Annotated in this window: 15 protein-coding genes, 1 tRNA gene and 1 pseudogene; 6 read left to right on the top strand and 11 right to left on the bottom strand. The window is 71.3% G+C overall.

Translation table 11 applies throughout. The features are described from left to right. Nucleotides 1-2 precede the first annotated feature (2 nt). Nucleotides 3-1,490 (top strand): glycerol kinase GlpK, encoded by a 1,488-nt coding sequence (glpK, locus tag BLR95_RS11365; protein ID WP_092620004.1) that lies wholly within the window; start codon nt 3-5, stop codon nt 1,488-1,490. Nucleotides 1,491-1,690: 200 nt separating this feature from the next. After that, complete coding sequence (locus tag BLR95_RS11360; protein WP_342719920.1) at nt 1,691-2,218, top strand: cold-shock protein; 528 nt, start codon at nt 1,691-1,693, stop codon at nt 2,216-2,218. 121 nt (nt 2,219-2,339) lie between these two features. Here BLR95_RS11360 and BLR95_RS11355 read toward each other — a convergent pair whose 3' ends face one another. The 5 genes and pseudogenes from BLR95_RS11355 to BLR95_RS11335 all read right to left on the bottom strand — a co-directional run. Next, a complete protein-coding gene (locus BLR95_RS11355; protein ID WP_092620001.1) occupies nt 2,340-4,112 on the bottom strand; it encodes an adenosylcobalamin-dependent ribonucleoside-diphosphate reductase in 1,773 nt (590 codons plus the stop codon). After that, a complete protein-coding gene (locus tag BLR95_RS11350; RefSeq protein WP_092619998.1) occupies nt 4,105-4,842 on the bottom strand; it encodes a lysophospholipid acyltransferase family protein in 738 nt (245 codons plus the stop codon). The genes BLR95_RS11355 and BLR95_RS11350 overlap by 8 nt, the downstream gene beginning before the upstream one ends. A gap of 12 nt (nt 4,843-4,854) precedes the next feature. After that, on the bottom strand, nt 4,855-5,475 hold the full coding sequence (locus tag BLR95_RS11345; RefSeq protein ID WP_245689473.1) for a YdcF family protein: 621 nt from the start codon (nt 5,473-5,475) through the stop codon (nt 4,855-4,857). 68 nt (nt 5,476-5,543) lie between these two features. Beyond that, nucleotides 5,544-6,443 carry a cell division protein FtsX gene (locus tag BLR95_RS11340; protein WP_176787801.1) on the bottom strand — a complete coding sequence of 300 codons (900 nt, stop codon included), beginning with the start codon at nt 6,441-6,443 and terminating at the stop codon, nt 5,544-5,546. A 343-nt stretch (nt 6,444-6,786) separates the two neighbouring features. Continuing rightward, a pseudogene (locus BLR95_RS11335) lies at nt 6,787-7,446 on the bottom strand (cell division ATP-binding protein FtsE); the annotation flags it as partial. 505 nt (nt 7,447-7,951) lie between these two features. On the opposite strand from BLR95_RS11335, the gene BLR95_RS11330 reads away from it, so the two are divergent. The 3 genes from BLR95_RS11330 to BLR95_RS11320 all read left to right on the top strand — a co-directional run bounded on the left by BLR95_RS11330 (nt 7,952) and on the right by BLR95_RS11320 (nt 11,769). Continuing rightward, nucleotides 7,952-8,830, top strand: coding sequence for a DUF3426 domain-containing protein (locus tag BLR95_RS11330; RefSeq protein ID WP_092619989.1), 879 nt, complete (start codon nt 7,952-7,954; stop codon nt 8,828-8,830). A gap of 390 nt (nt 8,831-9,220) precedes the next feature. After that, nucleotides 9,221-10,441, top strand: coding sequence for an acyl-CoA dehydrogenase family protein (locus BLR95_RS11325; protein ID WP_092619986.1), 1,221 nt, complete (start codon nt 9,221-9,223; stop codon nt 10,439-10,441). A gap of 125 nt (nt 10,442-10,566) precedes the next feature. Beyond that, entirely contained in the window at nt 10,567-11,769 is a 1,203-nt protein-coding gene (locus BLR95_RS11320) for a pyridoxal phosphate-dependent aminotransferase (RefSeq protein WP_092619983.1), read from the top strand. 186 nt (nt 11,770-11,955) lie between these two features. On the opposite strand, the gene BLR95_RS11315 is transcribed toward BLR95_RS11320, so the two are convergent. Both BLR95_RS11315 and BLR95_RS11310 read right to left on the bottom strand, forming a co-directional pair. Then, a complete protein-coding gene (locus BLR95_RS11315; RefSeq protein ID WP_092619980.1) occupies nt 11,956-12,402 on the bottom strand; it encodes an acyl-CoA thioesterase in 447 nt (148 codons plus the stop codon). After that, the gene (locus BLR95_RS11310) at nt 12,399-13,418 is read right to left on the bottom strand and encodes a methyltransferase (RefSeq protein ID WP_092619977.1); all 1,020 of its coding nucleotides are present in this window, start codon (nt 13,416-13,418) and stop codon (nt 12,399-12,401) included. Before BLR95_RS11310 ends, BLR95_RS11315 begins: the two co-directional genes overlap by 4 nt. Before the next feature lie 401 nt (nt 13,419-13,819). Between BLR95_RS11310 and BLR95_RS11305 the strand changes: the two genes are divergently transcribed. Then, nucleotides 13,820-13,907: transfer RNA gene (locus tag BLR95_RS11305), tRNA-Leu, on the top strand. 64 nt (nt 13,908-13,971) lie between these two features. Here BLR95_RS11305 and BLR95_RS11300 read toward each other — a convergent pair. The 4 genes from BLR95_RS11300 to BLR95_RS11285 form a co-directional block, all read right to left on the bottom strand. Further along, a complete protein-coding gene (locus tag BLR95_RS11300) occupies nt 13,972-14,844 on the bottom strand; it encodes a class I SAM-dependent methyltransferase (protein ID WP_176787800.1) in 873 nt (290 codons plus the stop codon). A 275-nt stretch (nt 14,845-15,119) separates the two neighbouring features. Then, nucleotides 15,120-16,037 carry an N-formylglutamate amidohydrolase gene (locus BLR95_RS11295; protein WP_092619971.1) on the bottom strand — a complete coding sequence of 306 codons (918 nt, stop codon included), beginning with the start codon at nt 16,035-16,037 and terminating at the stop codon, nt 15,120-15,122. Between the two features lie 5 nt (nt 16,038-16,042). After that, nucleotides 16,043-19,519: an AsmA family protein gene (locus tag BLR95_RS11290; RefSeq protein WP_092619968.1), complete on the bottom strand. Its 3,477-nt coding sequence runs from the start codon at nt 19,517-19,519 to the stop codon at nt 16,043-16,045. Nucleotides 19,520-19,557: 38 nt separating this feature from the next. Continuing rightward, complete coding sequence (locus tag BLR95_RS11285) at nt 19,558-20,937, bottom strand: aspartate aminotransferase family protein (RefSeq protein ID WP_092619965.1); 1,380 nt, start codon at nt 20,935-20,937, stop codon at nt 19,558-19,560. Between the last annotated feature and the right edge of the window lie 60 nt (nt 20,938-20,997).

The following is a 20,997-nucleotide window of genomic DNA, read 5'->3' as shown; positions in this document are numbered from 1 at the left end:
CCATGATCCGCGACGCCCTGATCCTGGCCATCGACCAGGGGACCACCAGCACCCGGGCGATGATCTTCGACGGCTTCGGCCAACCCATCGCCAGCGCCCAGAAGGAGCTCGATCAGCATTATCCGGGCGATGGCCTGGTCGAGCACGAGGCGGAGGACATCTGGTCGGACACCCTGGCGGTGTGTCGCCGCGCCCTGGCCCAGGTGGCGGTGGACAAGGTGCTGGCGGTGGGCATCACCAACCAGCGCGAGACCGCCGTGCTGTGGGAGCGCGCCAGCGGCCGGCCGCTGCACCGGGCGATCGTCTGGCAGGACCGGCGCGGGGCGCCGCTGTGCCAACGGCTGGTCGCCGAGGGGCATGAGGAGATGATCCGCCAGCGCACCGGACTGGTGGTCGATTCCTACTTCTCGGCCACCAAGCTGGCCTGGCTGCTCGACACCCTGCCCGGGGCGCGCGAGCAGGCGGCCCGGGGCGAGCTGTGTTTCGGCACCGTGGAAAGCTTCCTTGTGTTCCGCCTGACCGGCGGCGCGCTGCACGCCACCGACGCCACCAACGCGGCGCGCACCATGCTGTTCAACATCCACACCCAGGACTGGGACGACGACCTTCTGGCCCTGTTCGAGGTGCCGCGCGCCGTGCTGCCCCGGGTGGTCGACTGCGCCGGCCGCTTCGCCGACACCGAGGCCACGTTCTTCGGCCGGCCACTGCCCATCTGCGGGCTGGCCGGCGACCAGCACGCGGCGATGATCGGCCAGTTGTGCACCGAGCCGGGGATGGTGAAATGCACCTTCGGCACCGGCGCCTTCATCCTGGGCAACACCGGGGCGACGCCGCTCAGCTCGCGCAACCGGTTGCTGACCACCCTGGCCTACCGGCTGGCGGGCACCCCGACCTATGCCCTGGAGGGCAGCATCTTCAACGCCGGCACCGCCATCAAGTGGCTGCGCGACGATCTGGGGGTGCTGCGCGAGGCCTCGGAAAGTGCGCGTCTGGCGGCCGAGCTGCCCGACAACGGCGGGGTCTACATGGTGCCCGCCTTCACCGGCCTGGGCGCGCCGTGGTGGGAGCCCGGGGCGCGCGGCGCCATACTCGGCCTCAGCCGCGCCTCGGGGCGGGCCCATCTGGCCCGGGCGGCGCTCGAATCGGTGGCCTTCCAGACCGCCGACCTGCTCGCCGCCATGGCCGACGATGGCCTGCCCGATCCGCCGGGCCTTCGGGTCGATGGCGGCATGGCGGCCAATGACTGGATGCTCGGCTTCCTGGCCGGGCTGCTGGAGCGCCCGGTCAGCCGGCCGGCCTGCATCGAGACCACGGCGCTGGGCGCCGCCCTGCTCGCCGGACTGGGGGCGGGGCTGTATCACGGGCTTGCCGACATGGCCTCGGCGTGGCGCGATTCCCGGACCTTTCAGCCCCGCATGGAGGCCACCCGCCGCCGCGAGCTGCTGGCCGGCTGGCGCGAGGCGGTCCGCCGGGTCTTGCCGGCCGGGTGAGCCCCGCGCCCTCGCCCATACTACATCTAAGGCGCGAGTAATCCCACCCCCACCCCATCTTGAGGCTTATTCGGCAATGCCGCGGGTCCGTCCCGGGCCGGAGGTCGAGGTCCATGGCGCGGGCCCACATTTCCGTTTTTCAGCGGCGCGGGCTGATGTACAATTCAGCGTCTTTGTATCTTGTCTCTTCTTGAGGGTTCGTGAACGTGTCTGATTTTGATCGGGGTCCCGCCGGGGCGGGGGCGGGGGTGTCGGCCCAGGTTAAGTGGTTCAATGGAACCAAGGGCTTTGGGTTCGTGGCACCGAGTGACGGCTCGGCTGACGCCTTTCTTCACATTTCGGTTCTGGAGCGGGCCGGCGTGCGCGATGTCGCCCCCGGCACCACCCTGGTCTGCCGGGTCGAGCCCGGGCCGCGCGGCCCTCAGGTGAGCGCCATCGTCGACATCGACGAGAGCACCGCCACGGCGCCGGCCGGCGGCCCGCCGGGGGGCGGCGCCTACCGGCCCGACGGCGGCGACCTGGAGACGGTCGACGGCGAGGTGAAGTTCTTCTCGGCCGAGAAGGGCTTCGGCTTCGTGGTCCCGGATCTGGGCGGCAAGGACGTCTTTGTCGGGCGCAATGCCCTGCAACGCTCCGGCATCCAGAACCTGGAGCCCGGCCAGCGGGTGCGTCTGGCTACCCGCATGGGCAAGAAGGGCCCGATGGCCGAGCAGATCTCGCTGATCTGACGAGGCTCGGGACCCAGCCCCCCCGAACCGCCCGGCAACGGAGCGGCGGGGAGGGCGTTTGCGGAAGGCCGCCCGCCAGGGCGGCCTTTTCTGTGTCTGTCCGGGGCCGACGGAGGTCCGTCTACCCGCAGCCGGCCGGGGTGCAGCCGTCGCCGAGGTCGGCCGGTTCGACGGCGGAGTCGGCGGCCTGCCCCGCGCCATCGGCCAGCACATGGCCGCGTTCCGGCGTCGGGCGGTAGACGGTCAGGCCCTTGAGGCCGCGTCCGTAGGCCTCGCGGTAGAGGTCGCGGAAGGCCTCGAAGGGCATCCCGGCCGGCACGTTGACGGTTTTCGAAATGGCGCTGTCGATCACCTGCTGGGCCGCCGCCTGCATGGCCAGATGGTCCTCGGGCTTGAGGTCGGCGACGGTGACGAAGGCCTCCGGCAGCGGCGCCTCGGGGCCATGCATGTCGCGGAAGCGGCGGTAGGCGTGATCGACCAGCTCCACCTCGTCGGCCGTGCCGTCGGGATTGAGCAGGCGGCGCCGCTGGCGCAGGCTGAAGATGGGCTCGATGCCCGACGACACGTTGTCGGCAACCAGCGAGATGGTGCCGGTCGGGGCGATCGAGGTCAAAAGGGCGTTGCGGATGCCGTGCGCCGCGATGCCGGCCCGGATGTCGGCCGAAAGGTGGGGGATCGTGCCGGCGGCCAGATACCGCGCCCGGTCGAACAGCGGGAAGGGCCCGCGCTCGCGGGCCAGCTCGATGCTGGCCCGGTAGGCGGCGTCGCGCAGGGCGCTCAGCCACTGGGTGGTCAGCCGCACCGCCTGGGGGCTGCCATAGCGCACCCCGAGCAGGGCCAGCGCATCGGCCAGCCCGGTCACCCCCAGGCCCATGCGCCGCTTGGCCTTGACCTCGGCCCGCTGGGCGGGCAGCGGGAAGGGCGACAGGTCGATGGCGTTGTCCAGCATGCGCACGGCGGTGGCGGTCAGCCGGGCCAGCGCGTCGAGGTCGAGGTGGGCCTGTGGGGTGAACTGGTCGACCACCAGCCGGGCCAGGTTGACCGAGCCGAGCAGGCAGGCTCCGTAGGGCGGCAGGGGCTGTTCGCCACAGGGGTTGGTGGCCCGGATGGTCTCGGCCCAGGACAGGTTGTTGGCGGCGTTGACCCGGTCGATGAAGATCACCCCGGGCTCGGCGCTGTCGTAGGCGGCGCGGCAGAGCCGGGCCCACAGATCGCGGGCCGGCAGGGTGCGCCACACCCGACCGGCGAAGACCAGCGGCCAGTCGGCGTCCTCGTCCAGGGCCCGCATGAAGGCGTCGGGGACCAGCACCGAGAGGTTGAACATGGTCAGCCGGCCGGCGCCGCGCTTGGCCTCGATGAAGGCCTCGATGTCCGGGTGGTCGATGCGCAGGGTGGCCATCATGGCGCCGCGCCGGGCCCCGGCGCTCATCACCGTGCGGCACATGGCGTCCCACATTTCCATGAAGGAGACCGGGCCCGAGGCCTCGGCTCCCACCCCGCCGACCGCCGCCCCCCGGGGCCGGATGGTCGAGAAGTCGTAGCCGATGCCGCCGCCCTGCTGCATGGTCAGGGCGGCCTCTTTCAGATGATCGAAGATGCCGCCCAGGGAATCGGGGATGGTTCCCATGACGAAGCAGTTGAACAGGGTGACCCGCCGGCCGGCCCCCGCCCCGGCCTGGATGCGCCCGCCGGGCAGGAAGCGGAAATCCTCCAGCGCCGCCTTGAAGCGCTGCGCCATGTCGGCCCGCCGGTGGGGCGACTCGGCCTCGGCCAGGGCGCCGGCGATGCGTTCCCAGGTTGCCTCGATGTCCGCCTCGGCCCGGCCGTCGGGGTGGGTCAGGCGGTACTTTTCCGCCCACACCCGGCGCGACACGGCGGACATCGCCTCAGCCATGAGGGGCCTCGCGGGGACCGGGGAGCTTGGCCCCGGTGGCCTCGATGCGATCCTGAAGCTCGGTCAGGTAGGCCCGCCGATCCAGCCCCTTGCCGACCGGCGGCATGGGCGGCAGGAACTCGATGACCACGTGGCCCGGCTTCTTGATCCACGCCTCGCGCTTCCAGACGTGGCCGGTGTTCAACGCCACCGGGATCACCGGCACCTCGGGGAAGCGCGCGGCCAGCGCCACCACGCCGGGATGGTAGGGCTTGCGCTCGCCGGGCGGGGTGCGCGTGCCCTCCGGGAAGATGACCACCTGGGCGTCGCGTTCGAGCGCCTTTTCCGAGTGCCGAAGCATGGTCTTCATGGCCGAGGCGCCGCCCTTGCGGTCGATCGGGATCATCCCGGCGCGCAGCATGTAGAACCCGACGAAGGGAATCCACACCAGCTCCTTCTTGAAGATGTAGACCGGAAAATCGAGCAGGGCGTGGAACAGGAAGGTGTCGAAGGCCGACTGGTGGCGCGAGGCGATGATGGCCGGCCCCGGCGGCACGTTCTCCAGCCCCCGAACCTCCCAGGTGATGCCCAGGATGTAGCGCGCCATGCGCCGCATGCCGGCCATCCAGAAGCGCATGAAGGGCAGGAACCAGCGGGTCGGCAGCAGCAGGCCGGGGATGTACAGGGTGGCCAGGACCAGGGTCCAGGCCCATTGGGCGGCAAGGTAGACGAAGGAGCGCAAGGCGGTCATCGGACGCGATCTTCACGGGTTGGCGATGGGGGGCGCCGTCAATCCCAGCAGGTGGCGGCCCCGGGTCAGCAGATATTTCGTGTATTCGCCGGCCAGAAGCAACGAGGTTCCCGGCCAGCGCCACCAGTCGCCCTGGCGCACCGAGGCGGGAAACACCGGGTGCGGCACGATGCGCACCCCGGGCAGGGCGCGGCGCAACTCGAACAGGCTGCGCGGCATGTGATAGGCGGCGGTGACCAGGATCAGGCCGTCGATGCCGCGCCGGCTGGCCCAGGCCGCCACCTCGGCGGCGTTGCCCGGGGTGTTGCGGGCGGCGTGGCCGATCTCCAGGCGCCCCTCGGCCAGCGCCGCCTCGGCCGCCGGGCCAAGCTGGTGGGCCAGGGTGGCGGCATCGACCGCCCGGTTGACGCCGGAGATGAAAAGCACGCGCTGGCCATCCTCGGCCAGCAGGTCGACCCCGGCGGTCAACCGCTCGCTGCCCCCGGTCAGCACCACGATGGCGCTGCCCGGCGGCGGCGCGCGGTGGTGCCAGGTGTCCTCGCCGGGCAGCGCGGCGACGAAGGCGAACAGCCCGGCCAGCCACGCCCCGGCGATGACCAGGGCGGCGGCCAGCCCGGCCTTGACCAGCGCCACCAAGGGGCCGGTCGGGCGACGCGGGGGAGGCGCGGCCAAGGGCGAAGGGTGGGGCACGGGCAACCTCGTCAGGGCAGGCGGGTGAGCACCCGCAGCACGGTCAGGCGGGCCGTCAGCATGGCCAGCACGCCGCTGGCCAGGGGCAACGCCAGGACCGGCCACAGGTCGGCCACGCCGAGGTGAAGCTCGGGGATCAGCGCCCCTTCCAGTCGCCCGGCCAGCCAGCCGAGGACGATCAGGGCGGGCGCCGCCAGGGCCAGCCCGACCACCCCGCCAAACAGCCCCAGGCGCAGCCAGCGCCCGGCGTACTGGCCGGCGATGTAGCCATCGTGCGCCCCCACCTGATGCAACACGGCGATCTGCTCGCGGTGCACCGAGAGGCTGGCATGGGTGGCATGGACCACGGTGGCGGCGGTGGCGGTCACCACCAGGGCCATCACCGCCAGGGCCAGCAGGCGCAGGCCCTGGGCCAGCCCGGTCAGGCGGGACAGCCACAACTGGTGGGCATCGACCGTGACATCGGGGGTGAGGGCGCGCAGGCGGCCGGTCAGGGCCTCCACGTCCAGTTCCGTCCCGTCGTCGAGCCTGACGTCGATCAGCCGCGGCAGGGGCAGGTCGCGGACCAGCGGATCGTTGCCCAGCCAGGGGGCGACCAGCCGGGCCAGTTCACTTTCCGACAGCACCTCGGCGCGGACCACCCCGGGGGTGGCCTCCAGGGCCTTCAGGATCTCGCCGAGGCGCACCTCGGTGGCGGTGCGGGCCGCCTCGTCGGCCCCGATGACCGGCATCACCTGGACCGTCAGGGTGCCCGCCGCCTCGGCCCGCCAGCCGTCGATCAGCGCCTTCAGGCCCAGCGAGGCGGACAGCCCGAGCGCCGCCATGAAGACCATCACCGCGACCAGCCAGGGCAGGAAGCGGCTGCCGGCGTCGCGGGCGATCATCAGGTCGGTGCGCAGCGAGAACAGCATCGGGGCCGGGTTTCCTTGGTGATGTTCTTGCCAAACTGGGGTGATGTTCTTGCCAAACTGGGCCGATCTTGGCCGATCTGGGCCGATCCGGTCAGGTGGGGTCGCGGCGCAGGGCACGGCGCCAAGCGGCGCCGCTACGCGGCGCCGCATCGGGAGAGGCATTGGCGCCGCCGCGCGGCGCCGCATCGGGAGAAGCATTGGCGCCGCTGCGCGGCGCCGCATCGGGAGAAACATTGGCGCCGCTGCGCGGCGCCGTGTCGGGAGACGTATTGGCGCCACCCTGCGGAGCCATTTGGGGAACAGGACCGGCCCCGCCCGGCGGGACACCACCGGCCGGTCCGGCATCGGCCAGCGGCGGCAGGCGGGTCAGTCGGCCCTGTTCCAGGTGCAGGCGGGGAAAGCGGAAGGTGCGCACCACCGATTCGTTGTGGGTGGCGATGACCACCGTGGTGCCCAGCTTGTTCAGTTCGGCAAACAGATGCAACAGGCGCACGGCGATGCGGTCATCGACGTTGCCGGTCGGCTCGTCGGCGAGCAGCAGTTGCGGCCGGTTGATCACCGCCCGGGCGATGGCGACCCGCTGCTTCTGCCCGCCGGAGAGCACCGAGGGTCTGGCGTCCAGATGGTCGGCCAGACCGACCCAGGCCAGAAGTTCGGGCACGTGGCGGCGGATCTCGCCCTCGCCCACCCCGGCGACGCGCAGCGGCAGGGCCACGTTGTCGAGCGCCGACAGGTGATCGAGCAGGCGGAAGTCCTGGAACACCACGCCGATGCTGCGCCTCAGGGCCGGGTAGGTCTGGCGCGGCACCAGGGCCAGATCGCGCCCGAACATGGACAACCGGCCGCGCGACGGGGTGCGGGCCAGATACATCAGCGAAAGCAGCGAGGACTTGCCGGCCCCGGACGGTCCGGTCAGGAAGTGGAACGAGCGCCCGGGCAGGGTGAACGAAACGTCCTGGAGGATTTCCGGGCCGTTGCCATAGCGCAGGCCAACCCCCTCCATGGCCACCACGGCCTCGCCGCCGGCCCCGACAGGGGGAACGGTGGAAGCCTCGGCGGCGGAGCGGGTGGCGGGGTTTCCCCAGCGGGGGTCGGGGCGCACGGCGCGGCAGCTCTTGATATCGGTGGGCGGCTGGGCCGGCAGGACCGGCCCCTGGTCAGGCAGGTTTACATGGGCGCCCGCCCGCCGTCCACCCGGGCGACCCCCGCCTGGCCGGCGGGCCGGGGCAAGGTGGGGACAGGGTGGGGACAAGGTGTCGCGGTTGTGTCGGCCATCACAGCCTCCTATAAAGGCTCTGGTAAGACATGCCAGCCCATAGTTGCCGGGGTGGGATGACCTGGGCGCCCGAAGGTGCCCATGCCCCCCCACGACAGGAACGTTCCAGGCCGAAGTGGACATCTCTTCGGCGGTCAAGAGACGGCGTGGATGCCAGGTCCACGGCGCACTGGCGGAGCCCACCGGGCCCGACCGCGCCGGGGGGCGCGCGGGGACCACGCGACGGGGTGCCATGATCATCCAGTGCCCGAACTGTCAGGCCCGTTTCTCGCTGCCCGATCACGCCCTCGGAGCGGCGGGCCGCTCCCTGAAATGCGCCCGTTGCGGCCACCGCTGGCACCAGCCCCCAACCACCGAGACCGACTCGCCGCCGCGCCAGCCCCCGGCGCCGCCCCCGTCGTCGCCGGTCGAGGCGCCGCCGGCCGACTGGGCCGCCGCCGAGGCCGCCCCGCCCCGGCCCGACGTGCCGTTGCAGTCGGAAGACGACGAACCGACCGACCTTGAAGCCCTCTCGGCAATGTTGGCCGCCGGCCAGAGCCGCGACGAGGGCGACGACGAGATGACCGACTTCGAGGCCCTCGGCGATGACGATGACGAGGCCCTGCGCAACATCCTCGGCGGCGACCGTCCCTCGCCCTTCGCGGAGAAGAAGAAGTCGCGCTGGTGGCTGTGGCTGCTGCTGACCGTGCTGCTGGTCGGCGGCGGCGGGGCGGCGGGCGGCTACTTCCTGCGCACCACCGTGGTCGAGACCTGGCCGGCCACCGAGGCGGTCTACACCCGGCTCGGCATCCCGGTCGAGGTGCTGGGCGCCGGGCTCAGCTTCCAGGGCTCGCGGCACGAGTTCCTGCCGCTGGACAACGGCAAGCAGCTGGTGGTGACGGGGACCATCGTCAACCTCTCGGAAGTGCCGCGCGAGGTGCCGTTCATCCGCCTGATGATGTTCGACAAGCAGGACCGCATCCTGCAGGACGTGCTGACCCAGCCGCCGACCGACAGCCTGGAGCCGGGCGCCACCGCCCAGTACCGCATCGCGCTGGACAACCCCTCCGACGCCGCCAGCCGTTACGAGGTGGATTGGAGCCCGGGGCCGCAGGGAACGGGAGAGGACTGAGAGCCCAGGGATGGGGCCTGGTCACGCAACATTGGCCTCCCATCCCCGTGCGCCCGGACTGCGCGCCTGGACTGTGCGCCTGGACTGTGACCATTGCCCGGGGACAGACGCGTCCACTCTCCCGGACCTGCCCGAAAGATCCCACCGCCGCGCCCGGTCCCGCCGCCCGGCGGTGACCGGATCGCCGTTGCCGCCGGCAGGTTCTGGGCCCGGCAGGTTCTGGGCGATGTCGTTCTCCAGGCGCCGGGTCGGGGTTCCATCAGCTCGGCCCGGAGGCCGAGGGTTGACGCGCTTGACCGCGATCCGCTGTGATGCCGGTGACGCACAGCGACCTGTCCCGCCCGCCGACTGACCGGTGGGGGGCATCGCAAGGGGGAGGACCGCCGGCCGATGGATTTTGCCCCGTCGCCCAGGGTGAGCGACCTGCGCCGACGCCTCGGCGCCTTCATGGAGGCCCATGTCCATCCGGCCGAGGACGAGGTGGCGCGGTGGCTGGAGTCGCGGCCCGACCGCTGGGCCGCGCCGCCGCCCCAGATCGAGGAGCTGAAAAGGCGCGCCCGGGCCGAGGGCCTGTGGAACCTGTGGCTGACCGAGCCCGGGGTGTACGATGCCCAGGCCCCCGGCCTGACCCATCTGGAATTCGCCCCGTTGGCCGAGATCATGGGCCGTTCGCCGCTGGCCCCGGAGGTCTTCAATTGCGCCGCCCCGGATGTGGGCAACATGGAGTTGCTGCGTTGCCACGGCTCGGCGGAGCAGAAGGTGCGCTGGCTCACGCCCCTGCTGGCTGGCGAGATCCGCTCCGGATTGGCGCTGACCGAACCGGCGGTGGCCTCGTCGGACGCCACCAACATCGAGGGGCGGATCGAGCGGCTGGGCGATCACCTCATCCTCAACGCCCGCAAGTGGTGGGTGACCGGGGCCGGCGATCCGCGTTGCCGGGTGCTGCTGGTGATGGGCCGGATCGATCCGGCGGCGCCGCCGCGCCGACAGCACGCCATCCTGTTGGTGCCCATGGATGCTCCTGGCGTCAGCGTCCGGCGTGCCCTGCCGGTGTTCGGCTTCGACCACGCCCCGCAGGGCCACATGGAGGTCCACTTCGAGAATGTGCGGGTGCCGGCCGATCATCTGGTCGGGGCGCCGGGCGAGGGCTTCGGGATCGTTCGCGAGCGTCTGGCCCCGGTCCGTGTGCACCAGTGCATGCATCTGATCGGCATGGCCGAGCAGGCCCTCGCCCTGGCCTGCCGGCGGGCCCGCGCGCGGGCCGTTCTGGGCAAGCCGTTGGCCGACCAGGGTGGGGTGCTGGAGCGCCTCGCCGACAGCCGGGTTGAGATCGATCAGGCCCGCCTGCTCACCCTGCGCGCCGCCTGGACCCTGGACACCCAGGGCGCCACCGAGGCGCGCCGCGAAATCGCCATGGCCAAGCTGGCGGTGCCCGCCATGGCCTGCCGGGTGATCGACCGGGCGATCCAGATCCATGGCAGCCTGGGCCTGTGCGAGGATACCCCGCTGGCCCGCGCCTACGCCTGGGCCCGCGCCCTGCGGCTGGCCGATGGGCCGGACGAGATGCACGCCGCCCAGCTCGGCCGCCTGGAACTGGCGCATCATCAATAGGCGCGCCCGGCGCCCTCCGGTGATGCTTGTCGGCCGGCCCGGCTGCGGGTAGGGTCTGGCGACTCCCCGGACGGCGGGGAGTCCCCGCATCCCTTCAACTGGCGTCCATTCGGGAAGGCTTTTCCATGTCGATCATCGCCGAGCGTCTCTCCGCCATCCAGCCCTCGCCGACCATCGCGGTCACCACCAAGGCCGCCGAGCTGCGCGCCGCCGGCCGCGACGTGATCGGCCTGGGCGCCGGCGAGCCCGACTTCGACACCCCGGAGCACGTCAAGGAAGCCGCCCGGCAGGCCATCGCCGCCGGCAAGACCAAGTACACCCCGGTCGCCGGCACCCCGGAGCTGCGCCAGGCGATCTGCGACAAGCACCGCCGCGACAACGGCCTGCAGTACACGCCGGACATGATCAGCGTCGGCTGCGGCGGCAAGCAGACCATCTACAACCTGATGATGGCCACCTTGAACCCGGGCGACGAGGTGGTCATTCCGGCCCCCTACTGGGTCAGCTATCCGGACATCACCCTGCTCGCCGGGGGCACGCCGGTGGTCATCGCCGCCGGCCAGGAAGCCGGCTTCAAGATCAGCCCCGAGGAACTGGACAAGGCGATCACGGCGAAGACCAAGTGGGTCGTCCTCAACTCGCCCAACAACCCGACCGGGGCCGCCTATTCGGCCGACGAGCTGGCGGCGCTGGGCGCCGTGCTGGAGCGTCATCCCCACGTCTGGGTGATGAGCGACGACATGTACGAGCATCTGGTCTACGACGGCTTCACCTTCGCCACCATCGCCCAGGTGACCCCGTCGCTGTTCGAGCGCACCCTGACCTTGAATGGTGTCTCCAAGGCCTGGGCGATGACCGGTTGGCGGCTCGGCTGGGCGGCCGGGCCGGTTGACGTCATCAAGGCCATGAACAAGGTGCAGAGCCAGTCCACCACCCATGCCTGCTCGATCAGCCAGGCTGCCGCGGTGGCGGCGCTGAACGGGCCGATGGATTTCCTGGCCGAGCGCAACGCCACCTTCGTCCAGCGCCGCGACATGGCGGTGGAGATGCTGAATGCCGCCCCCGGGCTGTCCTGCCACAAGCCGGAGGGGGCGTTCTACGTCTATCCGTCGTGTGCCGGGGCAATCGGCAGGAAGACCCCGGCTGGCAAGGTCATCGACAGCGACACCACCTTCGTGGCCGAACTGCTGGAGGCCGAAGGGGTGGCCGCCGTGCCGGGCAGCGCCTTCGGTCTGGCGCCGTACTTCCGGGTTTCCTACGCCACCGCCACCGAGACCCTGAAAGAGGCCATGAGCCGCATCCAGCGCTTCGCGGCCAGCCTGGGGTGAGCAAGGGGGCGCTGCCCCCTTGACCCCCGCCGGGGGGACCGGGGGCCCCCCCGGACCCCCGCCATGACTTAAAACCCCACCGAGGGGGGCAAGCCCCCTCGGTGGGGTTTTGATTCAGGGTGGGGTCTGGGGAGGCCCCCGGCCTCCCCAGCGGGGTTCAAAGGGGCGGCGCCCCTTTGCCGACCCTCAGACTTCGCCGCGTTCCGTCAGCCGTTCGACCAGCTCCGCCGGCACGGAAACGGGCCGGCCGGTGGTCTGGTCGGTGTTGACCCAGACCACCTCGCCGGTGGTCAGCAGGCGGTCGCTGTCGGCCAGGAAGATGGCCTGGGCGAAGGTCAGGCTGCTGCGCCCCAGGCGGCCGATGCGCACCCCGATGTCGAGCACATCGTCGAAGCGGGCCGGGGCCTTGTACTCGACCACGCTGCGCACGGTGTGGAAGTCCTCGCCCGTGCGGTCCACCTGCCCGATGTAGTCATAGGGCAGGTGGCGCATGAACTCGGTGATGGCGCAGTCGAAGTAGGTCAGATAGTGGGCGTTGAAGACCACCTTCTGCCCGTCGATCTCGCTGTAACGCACCCGGGTCTGCCAGAAGAAGCGGAAATCGGCCCGGGTGGGCAGGGTGTCCGTGCTCATTGAGCCCTCGGCTTGCGGGCATGGACCACCTTGGTCATGCCGGGGATCAGGCTCATGGTGCGGATGCTGGTGAAGCCGCTCTTCTCCAACAGGTCGGCCAGGAAGCCCGGGGTCAGCGAGGCGGCGCGCGGCGTGAACACCATGTGCTGCAAGGCCCACATGGCGGCCAGCGGCGGACCGGCCCGATCATCCTCGACCATGAAGTCGTGCAGGATGATGGTGCCACCCGGGGCCATGCGGTCGAACGCCGTGTCGAGCAGGCCGGGGATGGAATCGCCGGGCACGCCGCTCATCAGGTACGACATCAGGATGGCGTCCTGCTGGCCCGGCCACTCGGTCTTCAGCGCGTTGCCGCCGATGAAGCCGATGCGCTTGGCAAGGTCGGCCTCGGCAACCAGCTTCTCGCCCAGCTTGATGACGTTGGGGAAGTCGAGCACGGTGCAGGTCAGCTCGGGATAGCGCTTGGCCATCATCATCGAGAAGGCCCCGGTGCCGCCGCCCACGTCCAGCAGGGTCTTGGCCTGCGAGAGGTCGATGCGCTTGGCGACCACCGCCCCCGGACCCAGCGAGCCATGATGCTGGCTTTCGCTGAACAGGCGGGCCTGCTCCGGGTCGGCCATCCAGGTCTCGTAGTCCTCGTACTTGATGCGCTCGGTCTGGCCTTTCAGCGCGTCGACCAGATGCTCCATGAACGGGTACATCTGGCGGTCGATCTGATAGCACAGGTAGTCGCCGTAATAGTTGGGCTTGCCGCGCACCAGATAGGTGTCTGACTCGGAGGCGTTCAGGTAGGTGTCGTCTTCCTTTTCCAGAAGATCGATGGCGACCAGCCCGGTGAGCAGGGTTTCAAGCTGCGGCGCGTCGGCCTCGGTCAGGTTGGCCAACTCCTCCAGGGTGCGCGGCTGCTCGGCCAGGCGGTCGAAGACGCCCAGGTGCAGGGCCGAGAACAGCGCCTTCGAGGCCATGAAGCCGAAAGCAATGCCGGAGATTTTTTCAACGTCGCCCAAAGGTTTCATGGGAAGCCCTTTCGTTGTTGATGGCCAGTGCGTCGGAAAAATGACAAGGTCGGTCCAGAACGGACCCGGCGCACCGCTTGTCCTGCTGCCCTGTGACTGATTCCAGGGCGCACACCACGCCGGCCGTTTTTGCCGTCCGGAATGGCGCTAGATCAGGGTGTGTGGGTGATACTTATGACACCCCAGGACTATGCTTTTTGTAACCTTGAAAATGTTCGGGCTTTGGCGTATGGTGCGCGGCTCTCTTGATCGCTGCACCGCACAACGAGCCGGCGCCCGCCGGCCCGCTTCCGGCTGCCAGAATGGGTTGCCCCAATGGGTTGTCGGCGCGGTTGCCCTGAACGCCCCTCGGGGGGTATCAAGAATTGGGCGCGGCACGTCATGGGCCGTGCCATCCAGACGCGGGCGTGGCGAAATCGGTAGACGCAGCGGGCTTAAAACCCGTTGCCTTTCAAAGGCATGGGGGTTCGAGTCCCCCCGCCCGCACCAAACCCCACCCGGGCCGAGGCCCCGTCATCCTGCCCGTGAGCCGGCCGGCTCTTCGGGAGGCTGATCAGGCGGTTTCGGGCGGCTTGGTGGCCAGGGTTTCCAGCATCACAAGATTGCCGACCAGGGGGGCGGCCAGCCGGTTGAGCCAAGGCTGCCTCAGCGCCGCGCCAAGCAGCCGGCGCAGGGCGCGGGGGCCGTCGTAGGCATCCTGATCGCCCAGGTGGACAAAGAATCGCTGAAGCGTGAGGTCACGCACGGCGCCGATGTGGCGACGCGCCAGCCGGCGATGGTGCCAGGGCCATCTGAGATGAAGATGTCCCGGCACGGGCCGGCCGATGATCCGGCCAGCCCGGTGGTACAGCGGCTTCGGCAGGTAATGGATGAGCCAGGTGCGGGTGTGGGAGTCATAGGGCACCAACCGGTGCGGCACGTAGTGAAGGGCGATCCCTCCGGCCACCAGAACCCGCCCTTCCTCGGCGTAATAGGCGTCCAGTTGGGCGTCCGTCACATGCTCCAGGACCTGCTGGCTGAACACCGCGTCCACGCTGCCCGTGGGCAGGGGCAGGTGAGTTCCGTCGTAGCCCAGCAGGCGGGGTTCGGCATGGCCGAAGCGTTCGGCCGCGATGGCATTGAGCTGGCGGTGGTAGGGGAGGTCGCCCATGTCGACCCCCCAGAAATCGGTGTATCCCAGCACGGCGAGATAGAACAGATTGCGTCCGCCCCCGCATCCGTGGTCCAGCAGGCGGTACTCGGAGCGCTCGCGCGGGCCACGGGCCTGCTCCAGGTGCTCCAGCAGGAGCTTGAGGTGGTAGGGTGGGTTGTGCCGCGTGGCCTCGACGGCGCGGGTGAACTCGGCCCACAGGGCGTCGGCCTCGGGGCCGGTCGGGGGCGCGCTTTGCAGGTTCTTGAAGCAGCGCCCGATGTCACTCCAGGCCATGGCGGCGTTCTCTCTTTCGGGGTTCAGGAACTGCCCGTGCTTCGGATGGCTGGCGGCAACGACTTGCGACAGGAGGCCGGGAACAGGGCAGGCCATTCCGTCTTGTGTCACCCGGCCCCAGGATTGACGGCTGGGCCTTGAGCGATACCGGTCGGCCCGCACCCACGGCAGGGGTTTGAGCGCGTCCAAAAATATCCGATTTGTCCCGGATCGACCAGGGTCGGTGGATAATTATGTTGGGAGGGCACGCCGGCGCGGCTCTCCGCCCGGTTCCCTCAAGCCCCCAACACATCCCTCAGGCCGGCGACCAGCGCCTCGGCCAGGGGGGCGGCGTGGGCGAAGGCGGGGCGTGGCGCCAGGGTGATCGGGTCCATGTACAGCGGGCGGGCCACCTCGACCTGCACGGCGTGCACCTTGTGGCCCGGGCGGCCATAGTGCTGGGTGGTGTGGCCGCCGGCGTAGGGCCGGTTGCGGACCACCCGGAAGCCGGCCCCCTTCAGGCGCTTTTCCAGCCCCGCCACCAGCTCCGGCGCCGCCGAGGCGCCGTGGCAGTCGCCCAGCACGATGTCTGGCCCCTCGCCGCCACGTCCGGCCCCGCCGGGCATGGAGTGGCAGTCGATCAGCACGCACAGCCCGAACAGGTCCCGCGTCTCGCCGATCAGTCCGCCCAGGGCCTGATGATAGGGCCAGTAGAAGTCGGCCAGCCGGGCCTCGCCCTCGGCCACCGGCAGGCGGTGGTCATAGATTGGCTCGCCGCCGGCGACCACCCGGGCCAGGGTGCCCAGGCCATGGCGCACGCGCAGCGAGCCGCTGTTGGCCTGATCGGGCAGTTGCCCCTCGAACAGCGCCGGGTCCCACTCGTAGGGCTCGCGGTTGACATCGACCAGGGTGCGCGGGAAGCGGGCCGCCAGCAGCGGCGCCCCCAGGGCGGGCACGGCGGCCATCAACAGGTCCATGTAGGCATCCTCGCTGTGCCGCAGGCGGTCCAGCGAAACCCGGCTCTGGGCCAGGAATTCCTCCGGGTAGAGGCGGCCCGAATGGGGCGAGGCGAAAACCGCCGGCAGGCTGTGCGGGGCGGGGCGGGTCAGGCCGAGCGGGGTTGCCACCAGTTCGGCCAGGGGCAGGCGGCGCGGCCGCCAGTCGGTGGGATCGACCTCGGGCCGGGTGGGGGAGGAGGGCGGCCGGGCGTCCATTGCCGTCAGCGGTTCAGCAGGTTGTCGAGCACGCCGCGGATGATCTGCTCCTCGGGGCTGGCCGCCGGGGCGGCTGGCTGCTGGGGCGTCTGGCGGGTCGCCTGCCCGGTGTCGATGCGGATGCGCTCCGGATCGTCCAGGGTGCCGGCGATCTCGATGCCCACCGTCCGGGGCACCTTGACCTGGCTGGCCAGCAGTTGGGTCAACAGGTTCTGCGACAGGTGGGCCTGCCCGGCGGCGTCGATCCGCCAGTCGACCAGATCGGCCGTGCCGGCCAGCTCGCCGGTGTAAAGGTTGGAGGCCAGATCGAGCCCGGGGAAGCGGACCACCCCCTGGTTCACCGTGAACGGCCCGCTCAGCGAGGCCAGCCCGGCTCCGGCGCCGCTGCCCAGGGCGCCGGCCAGATGGTTGAGGGCGCCCAGGGCGGCGAGCGCCCCGGCCTCGTCCTCCTGGCGGATTTCCAGCGCCTTCAGGGCCAGCTCGCCGTCGCCGCCCAGGCCGCCCACCCAGTCGGCCAGCGAGCCGCCGGCGGTGGACAGGCGGGCCGACAGATCAACCCGCCCGCCGGCCCCGGCGCGCCCCCCGGTGGCGACCAGGGCGCGGGCCAGATCCATGTCGGAAAGCGTGAAATCGGTCCCCAGGGTGCTGTGACGGGCCCCCTTGAGGCGCGCCGTGGCGCTGAGTTGGCCGCCGTAGAGGGTGCCGGCGATGCGGGTCAGGTCGAGGGTGGCGTCGCTCAGGTGGGCGGTGATCTCGGCATCGCCCAGGGTCAGCCCGCCCAGGCCCAGGCTGACCGCGGCCAGTTCCAGGTCGGCGTCGAGGCGGCCCAGGGCGGCCAGATCGATCGGGGCCTCGGACCAGCGACCGCCGCCGGCCGCCTGGGCCACCTGATCGGCTTTCGGCGCCGGGCGCTTCCAGGCGGCGGGGACGAGCAGGCCCTGCGGCGCCGTGTCGTTGTCGGCCGTGTCGCGCGGGGCGGCGCGGAAGCGGTCGAGGTCCAACTCGTGGGCTTGCAGGCGGCCCGACAGGTGGGGGCGCGCCCCGTCGGCCAGGGTGACCGAAAGGTTGCCGGCCAGCCGGGCCGGGCCGGCCTGCAGGCGCAGATCGTCGAGATCGAAGGCGGCCGGCCGGCCGTGCGCCCGGGTGCTCAGGGCCAACGCCCCGAGTGGCCCCTCGGCGGCCCGGTAGCCCGGCTCGAACAGGCCGATCAGGTCTTCCAGGCTGGCGTGGCTGGCCTCCACGGCGAGGTCGAAGCCGGGGCTGCGGTGCAACTGGCTGAGGCTGCCGTTCAGGCGGACCACCGCCCCGGCCAGCTCGTTGTGGCTGTCCACGGTGAGGGCGGCGAGGCTGCCGTTGAGGGTGCCGGCCAGGGCCAGCGGGGCCAGCCGCTCGGCCGGCAGCGGCAGGGCGAGGCCGAGCCGCTCGACCAGTGCCTCGGGGCGCGGGCTGCGCAGGGCGTAGGCCAGATCGTGGAAGCGCGGCGCGGCGCCGAAGCCGGACAGGCCGCCATGGAAGCTGGCCTCGGCGCCCTCGCTGGTCAGGGTCAACTGGCTCAGGTCCAGGCGCCCCTGGACCAGACTGCCCTCGGCGGCCAGATCGCGGAAGCCCTGGTGGCGCCAGGTCAGCCGCTCCAGGCTGAGCTTGAAGTTGGCGTCCAGGTCGTTGAGCACGCCCAGCCCGGCCAGCAGGGGCGGTCCGGCGATGCCCGGATCGGCGGGGGAGGGGGTCCCCGGGGCGGGGGAGCCGGCATCGGTGGTCGGTTCTGTTGTCGGTCCGACTGTCGGCTGGTCGTTGGCGGTCGGCTGGCTCGGCGGCAGGTAGGAGTCCACGTCCAGCCGGTCGACCGCCAGATTGATCCCGAGCGCCGGACGCGGCCCGGGGATCAGGGTCATGGCCCCGGACAGGCTGGTCGAATCGAGCCTCAGGCGCAGGTTGTTGACGGCCAGCCGCTGCGGCCCGCCGGCCACCCCGGCGCTCAGGGTGAAGCCGAGCAGGCGATCATCGGGTACCGGGGCGGTGTCCACGCCCAGCCAATCGAGCAGGCGCGACAGGTTGGCCCCGGTGGCCTCCACGGTGGCGTCCAGGTGGGGCTGGCCGTCGCGCGCCCCCAGGAAGCCGAACACGGTGACATCGGCCCCGGCGGGCAGCAGGGCGGCCCCCTGGTGCAGGGTGATCTCGCCATCGGCCAGGGCGGCGTCCAGGCGCACCTGGCGGATCGGCTTGCCGTGCCAGAGCAGGGCATCGACCGCCACCTCGGCGCTCAGGGCAAGGTTGGTCGGCAGCGAGAAGTCGGCCGGGGGGGCCGCCGTGTCGGCTGCCGGGCTGGCCGAGGGCGCCGGCTTGGCCGCCGTCGTGCCGCCTGTCTTGTGGCCGCTGCCGGGCGTCGCGCCGAGCAGGGTGTCCAGGTCGAGGCGGGTGAAGGCCAGCCGCAGGGTGCCCCGGGGGACATCGCCCGACCACTCCAGGCCGCCATCCAGCCGCCCGTCGACCCGCGACTCGCCCTCGCCCAGCGAGAGGGTGGCGCTGTCCAACCGCGCCTTCCTGGGGTCGATCTCCAGGGTGCCGTCCAGGGCCAGCGGGGCCGAGGGCAGGTTCGGCGGCGCGGCGCCGAGCAGCGGCGCGAGGCGGGCCGCCAGCGCCGCCGGATCGGCGCTGCGCGCGCTCAGGGTGCCGCGCAGGGTGCGCCCGGCCGACAACTCGGAGAGCAGGCCGCTGACCGCCACCGTGTCGTCACCATCGGGATGGCCACCTTGGGGCAGGGACAGGGTGAGGCTCAGCGGCACCGCGTTGTCGCCGCCCAGGGCCCCGGTCTTCAGGTCGACGCCGAGCGGCAGGTCGCCCAGGCGGGCCTGCCCGGACAACTCGAAGGGGCCGCTCAGCGAGCCGGCGGCAAGCCGGGCGTTGATGTCGCCCACCGTCACCTGGCGCCCGTTGGCCAGGTCGCGGTAGGTCAGGGTGCCGTCGGCCACCTCCAGGCGGTCGAGACGGATGTCGAGGTCGCCGCCGGGCAGGGCGGGCGCCTCTTCGGCCTCGGGATGCAGCAGGCCGCCGGCCCGCCGGCCGCTGTCCTGGCCGGCCACCGGCGCGTCGCCAGCGGGGGCCGGCTGCCAGCTCAGGCGGCCGTCGGGGTGGCGCTCCAGGTGGACATCGGGCCGCTCGATTCGCACCGAGGCGACCTGGATGCGGCCGCGCAACAGGGGCGCCAGGGCGACATCGACGCGGGCCCGCTCGATGCGCGCCAGATGGGGCGCCGGGCTGCCCGGTGGCGCCGCCAGCACCACCTGCCCGGCGCTCAGGGTGGGGCGGGGCAGCAGGCTGGCCGACAACTCGCCCTCGATGGCCAGCGGCTGGCCGAGGGCCCGGCCAAGCTGCTCGGCCACCGGCTCCTTGTAGCGGTTCCAGTCGATCAGCGAGGGGGCGGCCAGCAGCCCGGCCAGCGCCACCAGCAGCACGGCCCCGAGGACGATCAGCAGGCGGCTCACGGGTTTATTCCTTCACGCCTCGGGGCGCCGGCCGGTCCTCAGACCGCCACCCCCAGCTCGCCGGCCAGCCGGTCGAGGCCGCGGGTGAAGCCGTCGAACAGCTCTTCCACCTGGGCCGGCTCGATGATCAGCGGCGGGCAGGCGGCGACCGTGTCGTTGGCCAGCGGGCGCAGCAGCACGCCTTCCTCCTGGCACAACTGGGCGGCCCGGGCGCCGATCTTGCGGGCGGCGTCGAAGTTGCGCTTCCCGGCCTTGTCCTCGACCAGCTCGACGGCGCCGATCAGGCCCACGCCGCGTGCCTCGCCGACCAGCGGGTGCTCGCCCAGGGCCATCAGGCGTTCCTGGAAGCGGCCCATGACGGCGCGCACGTGGCCGACGATGTCGCGCTCCTGGTAGATGTTCAGGGTTTCCAGGGCGACGGCGGCCGACACCGGGTGGCCGGTGTAGGTGTAGCCGGTGCCGAAGGTGCCGGCCTCGGCGCTGCCTTCCTTCAAGACCTGATAGATCTCGTCGCTGACCATGGCGCCGGCGATCGGCAGGTAGCCCGAGGAAAGCTGCTTGGCCACCGTCAGCATGTCCGGCTTCAGGCCATAGGTCTCGCAGGCGAACATGTTGCCGGTGCGCCCGAAGCCGCAGATCACCTCGTCGGCGATGAACAGCACGTCGTGCTTTTTCAGCACCGCCTGGATTTTCTCGAAATAGGTGGCCGGCGGCGGCATCACCCCGCCGGCGCCCATCACCGGCTCGGCGATGAAGGCGGCGACGGTGTCCGGGCCCTCGGCGACGATCATGTCATCCAGCATCTGGGCCAGCCGGCTGGCGTAGTCTTCCTCGCTCTCCCCCGGCTCGGCGCCGTGGTAGGGGTGGGGCGCCTCGGTGTGCAGGAAGCCGTCCAGCGGCAGATCGAAGAACTTGTGGGCGTAAGCGAGCCCGGTCAGGCTGGCCGAGGCCAGGGTGATGCCGTGGTAGGAGCCCTTGCGGGCGATGATCTTCTTCTTCTCGGGCCGGCCGCGCACGTTGTTGTAGTAGCGCACGATCTTGACCTGGGTGTCGTTGGCCTCGCTGCCCGAGTTGGTGAAGAACACCTTGCTGATGCTGTCCGGGGCCAGCGAGATCAGCTTCTCGGCCAGATCGATCACCGCCGGGTGCGAGCGGTGGGCGAAGCTGTGGGCATAGGGCAGCTTGCGCATCTGCTCGTAGGCCGCCTTGGCGAGGCGCTCTTCCGAGAAGCCGAGGCCGGTGCACCACAGGCCGGCCAGCCCTTCCAGGTAGCGTTTGCCGGAATCGTCGAAGACGTAGACCCCCTCGCCGCGCTCGATGATCAGCGGGCCCTGCTCCTCGTGGGCCTTGAGGTTGGTGTACGGGTGCAGGTGATAGCGAACGTCGCGGGCGTGCGGCGAGTTGGGCTGAAAGGTCATCGCGGCGGGCTCCGGCAAAAGGGAAAACGCCCGGAAGACGCCCCTGGGGCGGCGTCCGGT

Origin of the sequence: Roseospirillum parvum (assembly GCF_900100455.1) — a bacterium.
Classification (GTDB): Bacteria; Pseudomonadota; Alphaproteobacteria; order Rhodospirillales; family Rhodospirillaceae; genus Roseospirillum; species Roseospirillum parvum.
Note: the sequence above shows the minus strand (reverse complement) of the source record. Positions and strands in the feature narration are given on the sequence as shown.

Coding starts and splice junctions, on each gene's coding strand:
- glpK (WP_092620004.1), top strand. CDS start 3: ATGATCCGCGACGCCCTGATCCTGGCCATCGACCAGGGGACCACCAGC.
- BLR95_RS11355 (WP_092620001.1), bottom strand. CDS start 4,112: ATGGCTGAGGCGATGTCCGCCGTGTCGCGCCGGGTGTGGGCGGAAAAG.
- BLR95_RS11350 (WP_092619998.1), bottom strand. CDS start 4,842: ATGACCGCCTTGCGCTCCTTCGTCTACCTTGCCGCCCAATGGGCCTGG.
- BLR95_RS11340 (WP_176787801.1), bottom strand. CDS start 6,443: ATGCTGTTCTCGCTGCGCACCGACCTGATGATCGCCCGCGACGCCGGC.
- BLR95_RS11330 (WP_092619989.1), top strand. CDS start 7,952: ATGATCATCCAGTGCCCGAACTGTCAGGCCCGTTTCTCGCTGCCCGAT.
- BLR95_RS11325 (WP_092619986.1), top strand. CDS start 9,221: ATGGATTTTGCCCCGTCGCCCAGGGTGAGCGACCTGCGCCGACGCCTC.
- BLR95_RS11320 (WP_092619983.1), top strand. CDS start 10,567: ATGTCGATCATCGCCGAGCGTCTCTCCGCCATCCAGCCCTCGCCGACC.
- BLR95_RS11315 (WP_092619980.1), bottom strand. CDS start 12,402: ATGAGCACGGACACCCTGCCCACCCGGGCCGATTTCCGCTTCTTCTGG.
- BLR95_RS11310 (WP_092619977.1), bottom strand. CDS start 13,418: ATGAAACCTTTGGGCGACGTTGAAAAAATCTCCGGCATTGCTTTCGGC.
- BLR95_RS11300 (WP_176787800.1), bottom strand. CDS start 14,844: ATGGCCTGGAGTGACATCGGGCGCTGCTTCAAGAACCTGCAAAGCGCG.
- BLR95_RS11295 (WP_092619971.1), bottom strand. CDS start 16,037: ATGGACGCCCGGCCGCCCTCCTCCCCCACCCGGCCCGAGGTCGATCCC.
- BLR95_RS11285 (WP_092619965.1), bottom strand. CDS start 20,937: ATGACCTTTCAGCCCAACTCGCCGCACGCCCGCGACGTTCGCTATCAC.